General features: G+C 62.0%; 19 protein-coding genes. 7 read left to right on the top strand and 12 right to left on the bottom strand.

The window, feature by feature from the left end:
- The first annotated feature begins 3 nt into the window (after positions 1 to 3).
- The 3 genes from urtD (at position 4) to ACFFNA_RS07640 (ending at position 2,067) form a co-directional block, all read left to right on the top strand.
- Positions 4 to 750 (top strand): urea ABC transporter ATP-binding protein UrtD, encoded by a 747-nt coding sequence (gene urtD / locus ACFFNA_RS07650; protein ID WP_378917121.1) that lies wholly within the window; start codon positions 4 to 6, stop codon positions 748 to 750.
- A gap of 69 nt (positions 751 to 819) precedes the next feature.
- A complete protein-coding gene (urtE, locus tag ACFFNA_RS07645; RefSeq protein WP_378917119.1) occupies positions 820 to 1,515 on the top strand; it encodes an urea ABC transporter ATP-binding subunit UrtE in 696 nt (231 codons plus the stop codon).
- A 375-nt stretch (positions 1,516 to 1,890) separates the two neighbouring features.
- Positions 1,891 to 2,067, top strand: coding sequence for a hypothetical protein (locus ACFFNA_RS07640; protein ID WP_111546440.1), 177 nt, complete (start codon positions 1,891 to 1,893; stop codon positions 2,065 to 2,067).
- 51 nt (positions 2,068 to 2,118) lie between these two features.
- Here ACFFNA_RS07640 and ACFFNA_RS07635 read toward each other — a convergent pair whose 3' ends face one another.
- The 9 genes from ACFFNA_RS07635 to ACFFNA_RS07595 form a co-directional block, all read right to left on the bottom strand.
- Positions 2,119 to 3,267, bottom strand: coding sequence for a GGDEF domain-containing protein (locus ACFFNA_RS07635; protein ID WP_378917117.1), 1,149 nt, complete (start codon positions 3,265 to 3,267; stop codon positions 2,119 to 2,121).
- Positions 3,268 to 3,446: 179 nt separating this feature from the next.
- Positions 3,447 to 4,253 carry a DUF72 domain-containing protein gene (locus tag ACFFNA_RS07630; RefSeq protein ID WP_378917115.1) on the bottom strand — a complete coding sequence of 269 codons (807 nt, stop codon included), beginning with the start codon at positions 4,251 to 4,253 and terminating at the stop codon, positions 3,447 to 3,449.
- A gap of 24 nt (positions 4,254 to 4,277) precedes the next feature.
- Positions 4,278 to 4,748 (bottom strand): GNAT family N-acetyltransferase, encoded by a 471-nt coding sequence (locus ACFFNA_RS07625; protein WP_378917113.1) that lies wholly within the window; start codon positions 4,746 to 4,748, stop codon positions 4,278 to 4,280.
- Between the two features lie 34 nt (positions 4,749 to 4,782).
- A complete protein-coding gene (gene uvrA, locus ACFFNA_RS07620; protein ID WP_378917111.1) occupies positions 4,783 to 7,704 on the bottom strand; it encodes an excinuclease ABC subunit UvrA in 2,922 nt (973 codons plus the stop codon).
- A 705-nt stretch (positions 7,705 to 8,409) separates the two neighbouring features.
- Positions 8,410 to 8,730, bottom strand: coding sequence for a hypothetical protein (locus ACFFNA_RS07615; protein WP_378917109.1), 321 nt, complete (start codon positions 8,728 to 8,730; stop codon positions 8,410 to 8,412).
- Positions 8,731 to 8,922: 192 nt separating this feature from the next.
- Positions 8,923 to 9,528, bottom strand: a complete 606-nt coding sequence (locus ACFFNA_RS07610; protein ID WP_378917107.1) for an ATP-dependent Clp protease proteolytic subunit — start codon at positions 9,526 to 9,528, stop codon at positions 8,923 to 8,925.
- Between the two features lie 24 nt (positions 9,529 to 9,552).
- Entirely contained in the window at positions 9,553 to 10,053 is a 501-nt protein-coding gene (locus ACFFNA_RS07605; protein WP_378917105.1) for an SRPBCC family protein, read from the bottom strand.
- 32 nt (positions 10,054 to 10,085) lie between these two features.
- Entirely contained in the window at positions 10,086 to 10,400 is a 315-nt protein-coding gene (locus ACFFNA_RS07600; protein WP_111546446.1) for an ArsR/SmtB family transcription factor, read from the bottom strand.
- Between the two features lie 44 nt (positions 10,401 to 10,444).
- A complete protein-coding gene (locus ACFFNA_RS07595; RefSeq protein WP_111546447.1) occupies positions 10,445 to 10,834 on the bottom strand; it encodes a cupin domain-containing protein in 390 nt (129 codons plus the stop codon).
- Positions 10,835 to 11,047: 213 nt separating this feature from the next.
- Here ACFFNA_RS07595 and ACFFNA_RS07590 point away from each other — a divergent pair, with 213 nt between their 5' ends.
- The 3 genes from ACFFNA_RS07590 to ACFFNA_RS07580 are packed head-to-tail and all read left to right on the top strand — an operon-like array spanning position 11,048 to position 12,476.
- On the top strand, positions 11,048 to 11,569 hold the full coding sequence (locus tag ACFFNA_RS07590) for a single-stranded DNA-binding protein (protein WP_111546448.1): 522 nt from the start codon (positions 11,048 to 11,050) through the stop codon (positions 11,567 to 11,569).
- Between the two features lie 27 nt (positions 11,570 to 11,596).
- Positions 11,597 to 12,001, top strand: a complete 405-nt coding sequence (locus ACFFNA_RS07585; RefSeq protein ID WP_378917102.1) for a DUF2306 domain-containing protein — start codon at positions 11,597 to 11,599, stop codon at positions 11,999 to 12,001.
- A 49-nt stretch (positions 12,002 to 12,050) separates the two neighbouring features.
- Positions 12,051 to 12,476, top strand: coding sequence for an OsmC family protein (locus ACFFNA_RS07580; RefSeq protein ID WP_111546450.1), 426 nt, complete (start codon positions 12,051 to 12,053; stop codon positions 12,474 to 12,476).
- A gap of 26 nt (positions 12,477 to 12,502) precedes the next feature.
- On the opposite strand, the gene ACFFNA_RS07575 is transcribed toward ACFFNA_RS07580, so the two are convergent.
- The 3 genes from ACFFNA_RS07575 to ACFFNA_RS07565 all read right to left on the bottom strand — a co-directional run bounded on the left by ACFFNA_RS07575 (position 12,503) and on the right by ACFFNA_RS07565 (position 14,322).
- Positions 12,503 to 13,132: a MarC family protein gene (locus ACFFNA_RS07575; RefSeq protein ID WP_013531832.1), complete on the bottom strand. Its 630-nt coding sequence runs from the start codon at positions 13,130 to 13,132 to the stop codon at positions 12,503 to 12,505.
- A gap of 243 nt (positions 13,133 to 13,375) precedes the next feature.
- The gene (locus ACFFNA_RS07570) at positions 13,376 to 13,753 is read right to left on the bottom strand and encodes a VOC family protein (RefSeq protein ID WP_378917098.1); all 378 of its coding nucleotides are present in this window, start codon (positions 13,751 to 13,753) and stop codon (positions 13,376 to 13,378) included.
- 32 nt (positions 13,754 to 13,785) lie between these two features.
- Positions 13,786 to 14,322 carry a hypothetical protein gene (locus ACFFNA_RS07565; RefSeq protein ID WP_111546452.1) on the bottom strand — a complete coding sequence of 179 codons (537 nt, stop codon included), beginning with the start codon at positions 14,320 to 14,322 and terminating at the stop codon, positions 13,786 to 13,788.
- A gap of 85 nt (positions 14,323 to 14,407) precedes the next feature.
- On the opposite strand from ACFFNA_RS07565, the gene ACFFNA_RS07560 reads away from it, so the two are divergent.
- Positions 14,408 to 15,238: a helix-turn-helix transcriptional regulator gene (locus tag ACFFNA_RS07560; RefSeq protein ID WP_378917096.1), complete on the top strand. Its 831-nt coding sequence runs from the start codon at positions 14,408 to 14,410 to the stop codon at positions 15,236 to 15,238.
- Positions 15,239 to 15,369 lie beyond the last annotated feature (131 nt).

Raw genomic sequence — 15,369 nt, 5'->3', positions numbered from 1 at the left:
ACGATGAGCAAGTCGAACACGATCCTCTATCTCGACGGCGTCTCGGTTTCCTTCGACGGCTTTCGCGCCATCAACAACCTGTCGCTGGTGCTCGACAAGGGCGAGATGCGCGCCATCATCGGCCCCAACGGCGCCGGCAAGACGACGATGATGGACATCGTCACCGGCAAGACGCGGCCCGACGAGGGCGAGGTGTTCTTCGACGGCCAGGTCGACCTGACCAAGCATGATGAAGCCGAGATCGCCATGATGGGCATCGGCCGCAAATTCCAGAAGCCGACGGTCTTCGAAAGCCACACCATCGAGGAAAATCTGATGCTGGCGCTGAAGGGGCCACGCTCGATCTTCCCGGCGCTGTTCCATCGCCGCTCGGCCGCCGAAGCGCGGCAGATCGACGACATTCTCGGCATTATCCGGCTCGGCGACAAACGCGATCAACTGGCAGCAAATTTGAGCCACGGGCAAAAGCAGTGGCTGGAGATCGGCATGCTGCTGGCGCAGGACCCGAAGCTGCTGCTGGTCGACGAGCCGGTCGCCGGCATGACCGATTCAGAGACCGAGGAAACCGCGCGGCTGCTTAAGGAGATTGCGCGCGACCATTCGGTCATCGTGGTCGAGCACGACATGCATTTCGTGCGCGAACTGGGCGTCAAGGTCACCTGCCTGCACGAGGGCTCGGTGCTGTCCGAAGGCACGCTCGATTTCGTTTCGGCCGACGAGCGCGTCGTCGAAGTCTATCTGGGGAGATGAGCATGGTCTGGCGGGTTCAATTCCATCGCTTCGATCTGTCCTTCCTCAGGTTCTGGAGAAGGCGCTGACATGCTCGAAGTTTCGAACGCCACGCTCCACTACGGCGCTGCCCAGACACTGCGCGGCGTGTCGCTGAAGGCCGGCGCCGGCAAGATCACCTGCGTGCTCGGCCGCAACGGCGTCGGCAAGACCAGTTTGATGAGATCGATCGTCGGCCACCACCGGCTGACGAGCGGAAGCGTTGCCTTCGAGGGGAAGGCGCTCGACCGGAGCGCGGCGTATGACCGCGCCCGGTCGGGCATCGCATTCGTACCGCAAGGCAGGGAGATCTTTCCGCTGCTCACGGTGCGGGAGAACCTCGAATCGGGCTTCGCGCCGCTGAAGCGTGCCGACCGCAACGTGCCCGCCCATGTCTTCGAACTGTTCCCGGTGCTGAAGCAGATGCTTGGCCGCCGTGGCGGCGACCTGTCCGGCGGCCAGCAGCAGCAGCTCGCCATCGGCAGGGCGCTGGTGATGCGGCCGAAGCTGCTGGTGCTTGACGAACCCACCGAAGGCATCCAGCCGTCGATCATCAAGGATATCGGTCGCGCGATCCGCTATCTGCGCGACCAGGCGGGCATCGCCGTGCTTCTGGTCGAACAATATCTCGATTTCTGCCGTGAGCTTGCCGACGAGGTCAACATCATGGACCGCGGCCTGATCGTCCATACCGGCCCGGCGGAAGATCTCGACAGGGCCGATGTCCGCAAATTCCTGACCGTCTAAAGCGCGTCGCATCCAAACGGATTCAAACGACGCGCTTTAGTTTTTTGCTTCTGTGCATGTCGTGTCCCAAAACCGCTGCGCACTTTTGGGCGACATGCACTAGAATCAGTACTGACTTCAGGTGACGCTCCGAAGTCTTTCGCAAGTCCAATATTTCTTCGATCCAGTCATCCGTGTCTCTGGCGCACTGGCGGCTGCGTGCTAGTCTTTTTCTTGGCTTTTGTGAGTCGGCCGCTTCCGTTTCAGTCTGGTTTATCGCAGATCGAGGGGCGCGGCGAAGGCCGGGCAAGTTCCACGCAAGCCAGCATTCCTAGCTTCCCTCCTGCGATCTGATTGTCGTTCAACGCGTTTGGGCACACAGGCTAAGGGACAGCCATGGAACGTTACGTCGAGGACTACCAGAAGCGGCGGCTTACCGAGCGCGTCGATATCATCACCGCCATCAACATATTGAGGTCCCAGGGGTACGACCGCGACGAACTGATCGAGGAAATCACCAAGGTCTTCTACGTCGATCTCGATGCTTTCAACGAAATTGTCATGGCCGCATAGAAGCCGCTTCGCCCGTTCCAGCAATCATAGACGCGGTATTGATGCCCGTGGTCAGCTCGCGCGCCGGAATGCCGAGGCGGTGACGCGGTTGCGGCCGCCGCGCTTGGCGGCGTAGAGCGCCTTGTCGGCGGCGCTGAGCACCTTGTCGAAGCTGAGGCCCTCCTTGGTGCCGAAAGCAAATCCGGCACTGACCGTGCATGTCAGGGGACCCGTCTCGGTTTCGATGCAGCACGCGGCGAAGGCAGCCCGTATCGCCTCGGCGGTGGCCTCAACCGTTTCGGGCAAGGTCCGCTTCAGCACCAGCGCGAATTCCTCGCCGCCCATGCGCGCGGCGACGTCGGCCGGGCGAAGATTGCCGGCGAGTTCCCTGGCGAACACCCTCAGCACCTCGTCGCCCGCGGCGTGGCCGAATTCGTCGTTGATGGCCTTGAAGCCGTCGAGGTCGAACACGACCACAGCGGTGAAAGCGCCGACCGGTGCATTGCCATGCATGTCGAACAGGGCGCGGCGGTTGAGCAGGCCGGTCAAGGGATCGGTCAGGGCGTTGTGGCGGTGATGCCTGGCCAGGCGCCCCTGATTGAGCGCCAGTGACAGCGCACCGATGCCGGTCATGCTGGCGATGACGATGATGAGGCTCAACTCCTCGGCCCAATTGCTTGGCGCATGCCCGAGGATCAGCTTTCCGTCCCAGGCGAGAACCATGGCGCAGAGAGCGAAGGACGTGGCCGTCGCCGAATAGAGTGCGGTGATGCCGATCGTGAGCGCTGGGGCTTCGTTGCGGCCCTTCCAGTATTCGAACGCCGTTGCGAACAGAAGCAAGGCGGCAAACAGGTTCTCGAACATGAAACCGAGACCGTCATAGCCAAGCGCCATGGGAGGGAGCGCGACGGCCAGCGCGATGCTGCCAAACACCGTTCTCGGGACCGGCGAAGCGCCGGTTCTGAACTGGTAGGCAGCGCCGAGCATGGCCGAAAAACCAAGCAGGAGCAGGGCAAGGGCCGCGATGCCAAGCAGACGCCCGGGCATGTCGATATAGGCGTCATAGGCAAAAATGTCGCCGACCACCAACAGCAGGCTGATCGCCCATGTCAGCAGGAATTTCTCCGAGCGAGCGGTCAGCCACATCCCAAACAGTGTCAGGCTCAGGCAGGTAGCGGAAAAACCGACAGCCAGCAGAAGTGAAGTGTAGTCGAGCGACATGCCCCTCGTTCCTTGCCGGCGGCGATCCCAGCTCTGCGGCTTGGCCCGGCTGGATTCATGCAGCAAGGAGGTATCGATAAGGTTACGACGGTGCCGAAATTACCACGATTGGACACTTTGCTACGCGCAAAACGCGTATGAGACGCGCTTAGCGTATGAAAAGTCCTATGCTGGCGCTCTCAGTCGGCCACCCGCTGCATCAGTGCCATCGCGCCGAACGGCGCGCGCACCTTGCCCTCGGTGATGAAGTAGACGAACACGTCGCGCGGCTGCACCGGTGCTTCGGTGGCGGGATCGGCGCGCGGCAGGTCGGCCGGCACCTTGCCTTCCGCCCAGGTCCTGGCACGCGCGGCCCATTCGTCGAGGCCTTTGGGCGTGTAGCAGTCGGGGTTGTCGTCGCTGCCGGTCTGCAGCCGGGCATAGATGAAATCGCCAGTGACGTCGGCGATCGCCGGATACTTCGCGTGGTCGGCATAGACGATCGCCACCTTGTATTTGCGGACCAGGGCAGCGAATTCCGGCACGATGAAACTGTCGTTGCGCACCTCGACCGCGTGGCGCAGGGCAACGCCGTCCTGCTTTTCGGGGAGTAGTTTCAGAAAGGCTTCGAAATCGTCCGGATCGAATTTTTTCGTCGGCGCGAACTGCCACAGGATCGGCCCGAGCTTTTCGCCGAGCGCCGCCACGCCCGAGCCGAGGAAACGCGTCATCGATTCCCCAGCCTCGCCGAGCACGCGCCGGTTGGTGACGAAGCGATTGCCCTTCAGCGCATAGACGAAACCATCCGGCGCTTCGCTGGCCCATTTGACAAAGGTCGGCTCCTTGAAGCTCGAATAATAGGTGCCGTTGACCTCGATGCTCGGCACCTGCCGGCTGGCGTATTGCAGCTGCTTCGCCTTGGAGAGCTTTTCGGGATAAAAGGACGTGTCCCAGGGCTCGAACGTCCAGCCGCCCATGCCGGAGCGGATTGTTCCCGATTTGCTCATAGTCATCCTCCCGAGTTCAGAAAATCAGGCCGTCGTGATCTCATCGACGGCTTTGGCCATGTCGACGAGCACCCATCCTGGCCGGTATGGATTGGGCCGGCGACCCGTTTCGTGGAAACCATAGGCCAGATAGAGCGCGATGTTCCGCTCCATCCTGGCATTGGTGTAAAGCCGCAGTTCAGGCAAGCCCCACAGCCGGGTCTGTTCGTCCGCGTGTTTGAGCAGGGTGATGCCGAAGCCCTTGCCCTGGAAAGCAGGGGAGACGGCGACGGAGAAGATCATCGCGTGGTCGTCATGCCGTTCCAAAGTGAGCAATCCAGCGGACTCACCGCCATTCTCCAAAACCCAGACCTCGCCGCGTTCAATCCTCGACGCATAATCTTCGGTGACCGGGATCGGCGGCGTGCCGAACAGAGTGGTGTAGGGCGCGTAGGCGGCTTCCGTCAGCGAGACGACCGTCTGGAGATCACCCGCAAGCGCTCTTCGGAGTGTCATTTCAAAAGCTCCCCAGCGCCAGCCGGTCCGGCCATTACTCCGCCGCTTCGCGCTTGCCTCCGGGGCGCCGCTCCAGAAGCTCCTTGAGGAACTGGCCGGTGTAGCTGCGCTTTTCGCGCACGATGGCTTCCGGCGTGCCGGAGGCGACCAGTTCGCCGCCGCCGTCGCCGCCTTCGGGGCCGAGGTCGAGCACCCAGTCGGCGGTCTTGATCACCTCGAGATTGTGCTCGATGACCACCACCGTGTTGCCCTGGTCGACCAATTCGTGCAGCACTTCAAGCAGCTTGGCGACGTCGTGGAAGTGCAGGCCGGTGGTCGGCTCGTCGAGGATGTAGAGCGTCTTGCCGGTCGCCTTGCGCGACAGTTCCTTGGCGAGCTTGATGCGCTGCGCCTCGCCGCCCGACAGCGTTGTCGCCTGCTGGCCGATATGGATGTAGCCGAGGCCGACCTGCTTCAGCGTTTCGAGCTTGTCGCGCACGCCGGGTACGGCGGCGAAGAAATCGACGCCTTCCTCGACCGTCATGTCGAGTACGTCGGCGATCGACTTGCCCTTGAACAGCACGTCAAGCGTCTCGCGGTTGTAGCGCTTGCCGTGGCAGACGTCGCAGGTGACGTAGACGTCGGGCAAAAAGTGCATCTCGATCTTGATGACGCCGTCGCCCTGGCAGGCCTCACAGCGGCCGCCCTTTACGTTGAAGGAGAAGCGGCCGGGCTGATAGCCGCGCGCCTTGGCCTCGGGCAGCCCTGCGAACCAGTCGCGGATCGGCGTGAAGGCGCCGGTGTAGGTGGCGGGGTTGCTGCGCGGGGTCCTGCCAATCGGCGACTGGTCGATGTCGATGACCTTGTCGAGGAATTCGAGACCCTCGATGCGGTCGTGGTCGGCCGGATGCTCGCGTGAGCCCATGATGCGGCGCGACGCGGCCTTGAACAGTGTCTCGATCAGGAAGGTCGACTTGCCGCCGCCCGACACGCCGGTGACGGCGGTGAAGGTGCCGAGCGGGATTTCGGCGGTGACGTTCTTCAGATTGTTGCCGCGCGCGCCGACGATCTTTAGCCGCCGGCTCTTCTTCGCCTCGCGCCGCACGCCGGGTGTCGCCACTTCGAGCGCGCCCGACAGATATTTGCCGGTGATCGAATTGGGATTGGCCATCACCTGCTGCGGCGTGCCCTGGGCGATGATCTCGCCGCCATGGATGCCGGCGGCCGGACCCATGTCGACGACATAGTCGGCATGCAGGATGGCGTCCTCGTCATGCTCGACGACGATCACCGTGTTGCCGATGTCGCGCAGGTGCTTCAGCGTGTCGAGCAGCCGCGCATTGTCGCGCTGGTGCAGGCCGATCGACGGCTCGTCCAGCACGTAGAGCACGCCGGTGAGGCCGGAGCCGATCTGCGAGGCCAGACGAATGCGCTGGCTCTCGCCGCCCGACAGCGTGCCGGAATTGCGCGACAGCGTCAGGTAATCGAGCCCGACATCGTTGAGAAAGCGCAGCCGCTCGCGGATCTCCTTCAAGACGCGCACGGCGATCTCGTTCTGCTTGTCGTTGAGCGACGCCGGAAGGTCGGTGAACCACTGGTCGGCCTTGCGGATGGAAAGCTCGGTGACTTCGCCGATATGCTTGCCGGCGATTTTCACGGCCAGTGACTCGGGCTTGAGCCGATAGCCCTTGCAGACCGGGCAAGGCGTCGCCGACATGAAGCGCTCGATCTCTTCGCGCATCCAGGCGGATTCGGTCTCCTTCCAGCGGCGCTCGAGATTGGGAATGACGCCTTCAAAAGTCTTGGTCGTCTTGTAGGAGCGCAGCCCGTCATCATACTGGAAAGTGATTTCGCGCTCACCGGTGCCGCGCAGGATGGCTTCCTTCGCCTCGTCGGTCAGATCCCTGAATTTGTCGCCGAGCTTGAAGCCATAGACCTTGCCCAGCGCTTCCAGCGTCTGCGCATAATAGGGCGAGGTCGACTTCGCCCACGGGCTGACGGCGCCATCGCGCAGCGAGATGTTTTCGTCCGGCACGATCAAATTGCCGTCGATGGCGCGCTGGCTGCCGAGACCGTCGCAGGTCGGGCAGGCGCCGAACGGGTTGTTGAAGGAGAACAGCCGCGGTTCGATTTCCGGAATGGTGAAGCCGGAGACCGGGCAAGCGAACTTTTCCGAGAACAGGATGCGCTCATGCGTCTCGTTCTTCGATTTGTTGACCGAATCCTCGCCGGTCTGGCTGGCGTCGAGCGGCTTGTCGGCGAATTCGGCCACCGCCAGCCCATCGGCGAGCTTCAGCGCCGTCTCGATGGAGTCGGCAAGCCGGGTGGCGAGATCGCCGCGCACGACGATGCGGTCGACGACGACGTCGAGGTCATGCTTGTACTTCTTGTCCAGCGCCGGCACGTCGGCGATTTCATAGAAGACACCGTCGACCTTGACGCGTTGAAAGCCCTTCTTCTGCAGTTCCAGCAATTCCTTGCGGTACTCGCCTTTGCGGCCGCGCACCATCGGCGCCAGGATGAACAGGCGCGTGCCTTCCTCGACCGCCAGCACACGGTCGACCATTTGGCTGACCGTCTGGCTTTCGATCGGCAGGCCGGTGGCCGGCGAATAGGGGATGCCGACGCGCGCGAAGAGAAGCCGCATGTAGTCGTAGATTTCGGTGACGGTACCGACCGTCGAACGCGGGTTCTTCGAGGTCGTCTTCTGCTCGATCGAGATGGCAGGCGACAGGCCGTCGATCTGGTCGACGTCCGGCTTCTGCATCATTTCGAGGAATTGCCGCGCATAGGCCGACAGGCTCTCGACATAGCGACGCTGGCCTTCGGCATAGATGGTGTCGAAGGCGAGCGACGATTTGCCGGACCCGGACAGGCCGGTCATGACGATCAGGCTGTCACGCGGCAGATCGAGATCGACATTCTTCAGATTGTGTTCGCGCGCCCCGCGAATAGAAAGATATTTATGGTCGGCCATCGCCGGTCGCCGCCTCAGAATCTGGAATTTCCTGGAATGGCGGGTTTTCCCGGCCATCCCCTATGTAGGTAATTTTGCCGCCACGTCGAGAGACGCCACAATTCCCGACAAAAGCGTTTAACCGTCTTTCACGTGAACGGGCAAGCGGAAAGAACAAAGGCCGAACACGCTCCTGACAAAGCTGTGCAAAAACTGACTTGTACGTAACCTCCCAACGATCACATTTTTCGGTAACCGGCTATTGATGGTTGACGCCACCGACTCAGGGGCGCAGTCTCCAAAAAGTCAAACGAAGCCGGCTGTCTTTCGATGGCCTCGCCGCCCAGGGGGCGGCCTGCGAGACGCCGCAGGCATTTGCGATTTGTGCTTCGGGACGACAACGTTGCAACGGACAAAGGAGCGGAGCTATGACGCCACCGGATCGTCCCCTAGGGTTCCAGTTGTCACTGGAGCCGCGGCAGGCATAAGTGCCAGGGTTTAGCGTTTTCGCCACCCGACAAACCGTGACCTGCCATGTCCCACAAAAATTAGAGACTGCTAGTCGGATCGACGGCTGAATGCCGCGAAGCATCCGAAATCAAACGCCGGCAGTACACTCCCGGCAAAAATTGGATTTGAGATCCAAAAAAGGCCCCGACCGTTTGCGCAAAGCACGGCGGGGCCGTTTTTGTGTGCGGCGTGGTACGCGGCCACGCAATATCAACATCAACGACGCGGCGGCCCGATTGCGCCAGTGCCGACATCCACGGTGATGCTGCCGGAAATCCTCACATCCGTATCGCCGATCTTGAACTGGCCGTTCCCATTGCTGGGGAATGCGTCGTCGGGTTCGGGCTGGGGAGCCGGCTTGGCAATGCGATAGTCGCCGGTCACACCGGGCAGGGCGCCTTTCCGCGCCGGCGGTGAGCTGTCGTCGGCAAGTGCCGTGCCGCTCATGAGGCCGGCAAGAGCGATCACGACAACGGCAGTGAACACGACAACGGCGACGACGCGGTGCAATGTTCTGGACGGATGAGTGTCGGTCATCGCCCAGTTATAGTTGCGTGTCGCCGACCGGACCAGACCGGCGTCGTCAAATCTTCGACAGCCGGCAGGAATCCGATCTGGCCTAAAGCGCATCGCGATTGATTGGATTCAGGCGATGCGCTTTAGGTAGTCTGTTTTTATGCATGTCGTTCTCCCAAAACCGAGGCCACTTTTGGGCGACATGCATTAGCCTCACGCGGCCTGTTTGCGCGTATCGAAAACATGGTCGACAAGGCCCCAGGCCTGAGCCTCGCGGGCCGTCATGAAGTTGTCGCGGTCCAGCGTGCGCTCGACCTCTTCATAGGTGCGGCCGCAATGCTGCGCGTAGAGTTCGGCCATATGCCGTTTTGTCTGGCCGATGCGCTCGGCATGGCGCTGGATGTCGGAGGCCTGACCCTGGAATCCGCCCAGCGGCTGATGCAGCAGGATGGTGGCGTTCGGCAGAGAAATGCGACGCCCGGCGGTGCCTGCCATCAACAGGAACGAGGCCATCGACGCGGCAAAGCCCATGCACACCGTCGACACCGGGCAGCTGATGTATTGCATGGTGTCGTAGATGGCGAAGCCGCTGGTCACCACGCCGCCGGGCGAGTTGATGTAGAGCGAAATCTCCTTGTCGGGATTGTCCGATTCCAGCGAGAGCAGCTGCGCGCAGACCAGCGCCGAGATGTCGTCGTTGATCTCGCCGTTGATGAAAATGATACGCTCGCGCAGCAGCCGCGAGAAAATGTCGAAGGCGCGTTCGCCGCGGCTCGATTGCTCGATCACCATCGGTACCAGATTGGCAAGGTCGCTCATGTTTGTCTCCGTCCGTTTCGTTGTTCAGGCCGCGCGCAGCAGCAGCAAAGGCGTGTTCGCGGCGATTGGCTGTCTTGGATTGCGCAACCCCAGCGAAAGCCGGCAGCCGGCGCCCGTCATGGCAACCTCAGGCATCGCCGTTCGGGCAAAACCGTCATGGACGATGCGCAGATGGGTGCCGCCGGAAACAGTGCGGGCGAGTGTGAAGGTGACAATGCTGTCCAGTGGGCTGTCGAGCGGATCCTGCCGCGCGGCATCGCCTGGCTGCGGCCGCTCGCGCCAGGAATAGCGCAGCAGCCGTTCGGGTTCGGCGTCGATGATCTCGCATTCGATCGACGCGTCCGGCCCGGCGAAGGCAAAACGGCTGCCAGTCTCGGGGCTGATGTCGTTCGGCATCATCCAGGCGGCGAGCAGCTCCGGCACGGTCAGCGCGCGCCACACCTTTTCCGGCGGCTCCGCCAGGTCGCATTCAAATTCGATCGCGTCAGGCGCGGTCTCAGAGTCCGCGTGGCTTTGGTCTGTCATTGATCCCATATTCTTCATTGATCTTATGTTCTTCATTGATCCATGTCCTTCAAAACCGCCTTCAGCCTTTCGATGCGCTCCGGCCAGAAGGTCCGGTAGCGTTCGATCCAGGAGAGCAAGGGGGCAAGCCCCTGTGGATCGGCGCGGTAATAGGCGTTGCGGCCAGCTCGCCGCTCGACCACCAGGCCAGCGCCGCGCAACACCGCCAGATGCTGCGACACCGCGGGTTGAGACACCGTCATGCCGCTGCGCAATTCCGATACGGTCATTTCGCCAGCGGCGAGCTGCTCAAAGACGGCGCGGCGCGTCGGGTCGGCAAGGGCGCGGAAAATCTCTGCTTCGATCATGACGAAAGCATAAGTCGATACTTATTGATTTGGCAAGCGCTGTTTTACGAGATTGTCGGAAGCCAGCGCCTCACTACCCCGGCAGGTCCATCAAACGTTGCCTCGAAGATTGGCGACGCAAGCACAGCGTGGATGTGAAGCGGTCCTGTGTCGACGTTCTTGAACCCGTGTTTCCTGTTCGCAGGAACAACGAGAGACTGGCCCGATGTCAGGACGTTGTGCTCATCGTCGATCCACATCTCGGCCCTGCCGGCGATAACGGTCAGCACTTCCTCGACGGGATGCCAATGCGTTGGGGCGCCGACCATGGGCTCGACCCATTGCTCGAATATGCAAAGTTGCGATGCACCGTTGCTGGCCGACACATGCATACGCGTTTCAACACCTGCTCGCCATTGCTCGCGCTGCTGGTCCTCATGTGTGACGGACTTCATTTGATCGCCCCCGACCCATTCCCGATTTCATGGAAGTTTTCAGTCCGGAACACTACATCCTGCTGACAAACATTGACAGAACGTCGTCTGCATCGTAGAACGAACAGGGAACAAAAACCTTGTGGGAAAAGCCAGCCTTAGCAGGCGGCGATTGTCCGCAGCCTGTAAGGTGCTGCGACAAAAATTTGTTTCGGATGAGCGCGGAGAAATATCATGGCGGGTAGCGTCAACAAGGTCATTCTGGTCGGCAACCTCGGTGCGGACCCGGAAGTCCGTCGCCTGAACTCGGGCGAGCCGGTCGTCAACATCCGCATTGCGACGTCGGAAAGCTGGCGCGACAAGAATTCCGGCGAGCGCAAGGAAAAGACCGAGTGGCACAACGTCGTCATCTTCAACGACCAGCTCGCCAAGGTGGCCGAGCAGTATCTGAAGAAGGGCATGAAGGTCTATGTCGAGGGTCAGTTGCAGACGCGCAAATGGCAGGACCAGACTGGCAACGACAAGTACACGACGGAAGTCGTGTTGCAGAAATTCCGCGGCGAGCTGCAGATGCTCGACGCGCGCGGACAGGGTGAGGGCGGCCAGGTCGGCGGTTATGCCGGTGGCGGCAGCAGCCGTGGTTCCGATTTCGGCCAGTCCAGCCCGAGCGAAAGCTTCAATCGCGGTGGCGGCGGTGCCAAGAGCGGCGGTGGCGGCGGTTCGTCGCGCGAACTGGACGACGAAATCCCGTTCTGAGGACAATCAACCACCGGAGAGGCGGCAATGTCGCTGCAACCGCTGCTTGCCGCCCCTTCTCCGATTCCCTGGCATGCCTTTGCGGCCTTCGCCGCATTGGCGATAGGGGCCACGCAGCTGGTGCTGCCGAAGGGAACGCCGCGCCATCGCATCGCGGGTTATGTCTGGGCCGCGCTGATGCTGGTCATCGCCGTCTCGAGTTTCTGGATTCATCAGATCCGCCTCATCGGCCCTTTCAGTCCGATCCATCTCCTGTCGATCTTGGTGCTGGTGACTGTACCGTTGGCGGTGTGGCACGCCCACAATCACCGCGTCGCCAAGGTCATGATTTCGCTGTATGTCTTTGCGCTGGTCGGCGCCGGCATCTTCACGCTGTTGCCGAGCAGGGTCATGCACGATGTCGTCTTTGGCGTCGCGCGAGCCGGACCATGACCCTATTTGATCCTTGAGGTGGATGGCCTCAAGTGAAAGGAAATCTCAGGTGAAAGCACGCGTAAAGTGGGTCGAAGAGCGCACCTTCGTCGGCGAGTCCGGCAGCGGCCACAAGGTGGTGCTGGGAACCGCGCTCGGGCCGGAAGGCAAAACACCAGGGCCTAGCCCGATGGAACTGGTGCTGATCGGCACCGGCGGCTGTTCGGCCTATGATGTTGTCCATATCCTCGAGAAAGGCCGCGAGGCGATCGAGGATTGCGTGGTTGAGCTCGACTCTGACAGGGCCGAAACCGAGCCCAGGGTGTTCACGCGCATCCACATGCATTTCGTCGTCAAGGGACGGTCGCTTTCCAGCGACAAGGTCAAGCGGGCGATCGATCTTTCGATCGAAAAATATTGCTCGGCTTCGGCGATGCTGGCCAAGACCGCCACGATTACCCACGATTTCGAAGTCGTCGATACGACGGCGAAGTAGGGCCGGCTTCGGCGGCTTGTCGCGCGCTATCCCGCAATCAGCGCCTTGATGCCATCGGCGACGAACTGCACGGCAAGCGCCGCCAGGATGACGCCGAGCAGCCGGGTCAGGATCGAACGCCCGGTCTGGCCGAGGATGCGGTCGATGCGCTCCGACAGCACGAACACCAGATAGGTGATGGCGAGGCAGACGAAGATGATGCCGACCAGCGCCGCCTGCGCGGCAAAGCCCTGAAACGAGCCGGAGAGCAGCACCGTCGCCGAAATGGCGCCGGGGCCGGCGATCAGCGGGATCGCCAGCGGGAAGGCGGCGATGTTGTGGATCATGTCCTTGGTGATGGCGACGTCGCCGATCTTCTCCTTGCGGTCCTGCCGGCGCTCGAACACCATTTCGAAGGCGATGAAGAACAAGAGAAAACCGCCGGCGACGCGGAAGGCCGGCAGCGTGATGCCGAACACCGACAGGATCGAGGCGCCGGCAACCGCAAACAGCGCCATCACCAGAAAACCGATAATCGAGGCGCGGACGGAAACCTGCTGGCGCTCCTCGCGGTTCATGCCACGTGTCACGGCGAGGAACAGCGGCGCCAGCCCGGGCGGATCGATGGTCACAAGAATGGTGACGAAGGCGTTGAACAGGCTGTCGAAGCTCGGCATCTCAGACCCCTCCCGCCGGGCCGTGCCCGCACCAGGATATTGGTAGAGCAAAGCCCGGTCGGTGGGAACCGTCGGAGGACGAAACCGGAGACTTCGACAACCCTTTGTCTTGACGCAATTCCCTGAGGGAAAGCGCTATGCGCTTTTCCCGGGAAAACCGTTTCACACTTCTCCTGGAATTGCTTTCCTTTGTCTTGACGCAATTCCGGACGGAAAACCGTTTTACACTTTTCCTGGAATGCTTTAGCCGACAGCGCCGCAATAGGCCTCGACGCGATAGCCGTCCGGATCGATGACGAACGCCGCGTAATAATTCTCGCCATAGTCGGCGCGCAGGCCCGGCGCGCCGTTGTCGCTGCCGCCTTCACGCAAGGCGCCGGCATGGAAGGCGTCGACGCTGGCCCGCGTCGGCGCCGCGAAGCAGAAATGCAGGCCGGATTTTGCGTCTGATGGCACAGGCCGCGCGGCATCGTTGACCCACAGCGCGACGCCTTGCGCGCCATAACCCAACGAACCCGGTGACTGGCTGAGACAGGTATAGCCGAGCGGCTTCAGCGCAGCATCGTAGAAGCGCTTGGAAGCGGCGGTGTCGCGAACACCGATCGAGATATGATCGAACATGTTTTTCTCCATTGTTACAATATCTTGTCGCGTCAAGTTGTTGCCGTTCGGCGCGCCAGGAACTCGACTTCCAGCCGCCATGTCGCGCCGTTGTCGTGCGAGCGCTCGCCGAGCCAGCGGAAGGAATTCTCGGTGATCCGCGAAAAGCTCCAGCGCACCGAGGAGCCGGTGCCATCTGCGCCCACTTGCACGATCGTATCGCCCTCGGCTCGACCAAGCTGGCGGCTGTAATACTGGTTGCGCGGGTCGCTCCAGAAGATGTGCCAGGCGTCCTCGGTGGGGTCGTAGAGGCGCAATGTCGTGCCGTAGAACGTCCATTTGCCGAGCGAGGGCGAGGGGCCGGCGTCACGCGCGGGCAGGATCCACACATCCTGGATCGCCCGGCCTTCCAACACCCAGCCGAAATGCACCTCGCCACGCCCGGTCAGCACCGTGCCGTCCTCGAGATGGCGCGAGGCGTCAAACGTCCAGGCGCCGACGAAGCGGCCGTAAAGGTTCAGTTTCTCGGTAAGTCCGTCGATTGGCCCGGGATTGTGCAAGGCTTCTGCAAAGGAGGATTGGTCATACATGGCTCCGGCCTCTTCTTGTCAGGAGACCGCGAGGAGTAGGCCCTGATGGGGTTCTGGGCTTGGGATAAATTGCTATATTTCGGTCATGACAGCGACCACGCACACTCTCGCATCCGGGTCCGGCTGGCACGTGGCGGATGTGATCTGCACGGCCGGCGCCGGTGACCGGCCGTTCGAGGAAGCGCATCGGGATTTCTGCGTCGCCGCGGTCACCAGCGGCACGTTCCGCTATCGCGCGCAACAAGGCACGGCGCTGCTGGCGCCCGGCGCGCTCCTGCTCGGCAATCCCGCCACATGCTACGAATGCGGGCATGAACATGGCAGCGGCGACCGTTGCCTCTCGTTCCATTTCGGGCCGACCTACATGGAACGGATCGTGGCTGGCGTGCCGGGCGCGAAAAAGCTGGCCTTCGAGGCGCCGCGCCTGCCGCCTTTGCCGGCCCTGGCGTCCTTGCTCGCCGAGGCGGAAACCGCTCGCGAGATGGCCGACATCGACGCCTTCGAGGAACTCGGGCTGCGCATTGCGGGGGTTGCGGTGGCAACGGTCTCTGGCTCCACACCTGTCAGGCGCGCGCCAAGCCGCCGCGATCAGAAACGGGTTGCCGAAGCGGTGCGGCGGATCGAACTCGATGCCGACAGGCCGGTCTCGCTTTCAGCGCTTGCCGATGAGACCGCGACCAGCCCCTATCATTTCCTGCGCATTTTCCGGCAGGTCGCGGGCATGACGCCCTACCAGTTCCTGCTCAAGACCCGGCTGCACCGCGCGGCGGTGCGGCTGCGCATGTCAGACGATGCGGTTTCGGCAATCGCCTTTGACGCAGGCTTCAACGATTTGTCGACTTTCAATCGTCGGTTTCGGCGCGTCATGGGCGAGACGCCGGGCCAGTACCGCGCCCGCCGAGGGGCGGCCCGCTAACGCTTGCAGCACAAGGTGCGTTGAGATTCAGGTCAGACCGAGCCGAAAACGGTGGTTTTCGAGAACCGGAGCGGAGCGTACTTAAAGTACGTGAGCACCGGAAGCGCAGGAAACCGGCGTTTGCAGGCCGG

It is taken from the genome of Mesorhizobium kowhaii (assembly GCF_042431665.1).
In the GTDB taxonomy this organism is placed as follows: Bacteria; Pseudomonadota; Alphaproteobacteria; order Rhizobiales; family Rhizobiaceae; genus Mesorhizobium; species Mesorhizobium kowhaii.
Note: the sequence above shows the minus strand (reverse complement) of the source record. Positions and strands in the feature narration are given on the sequence as shown.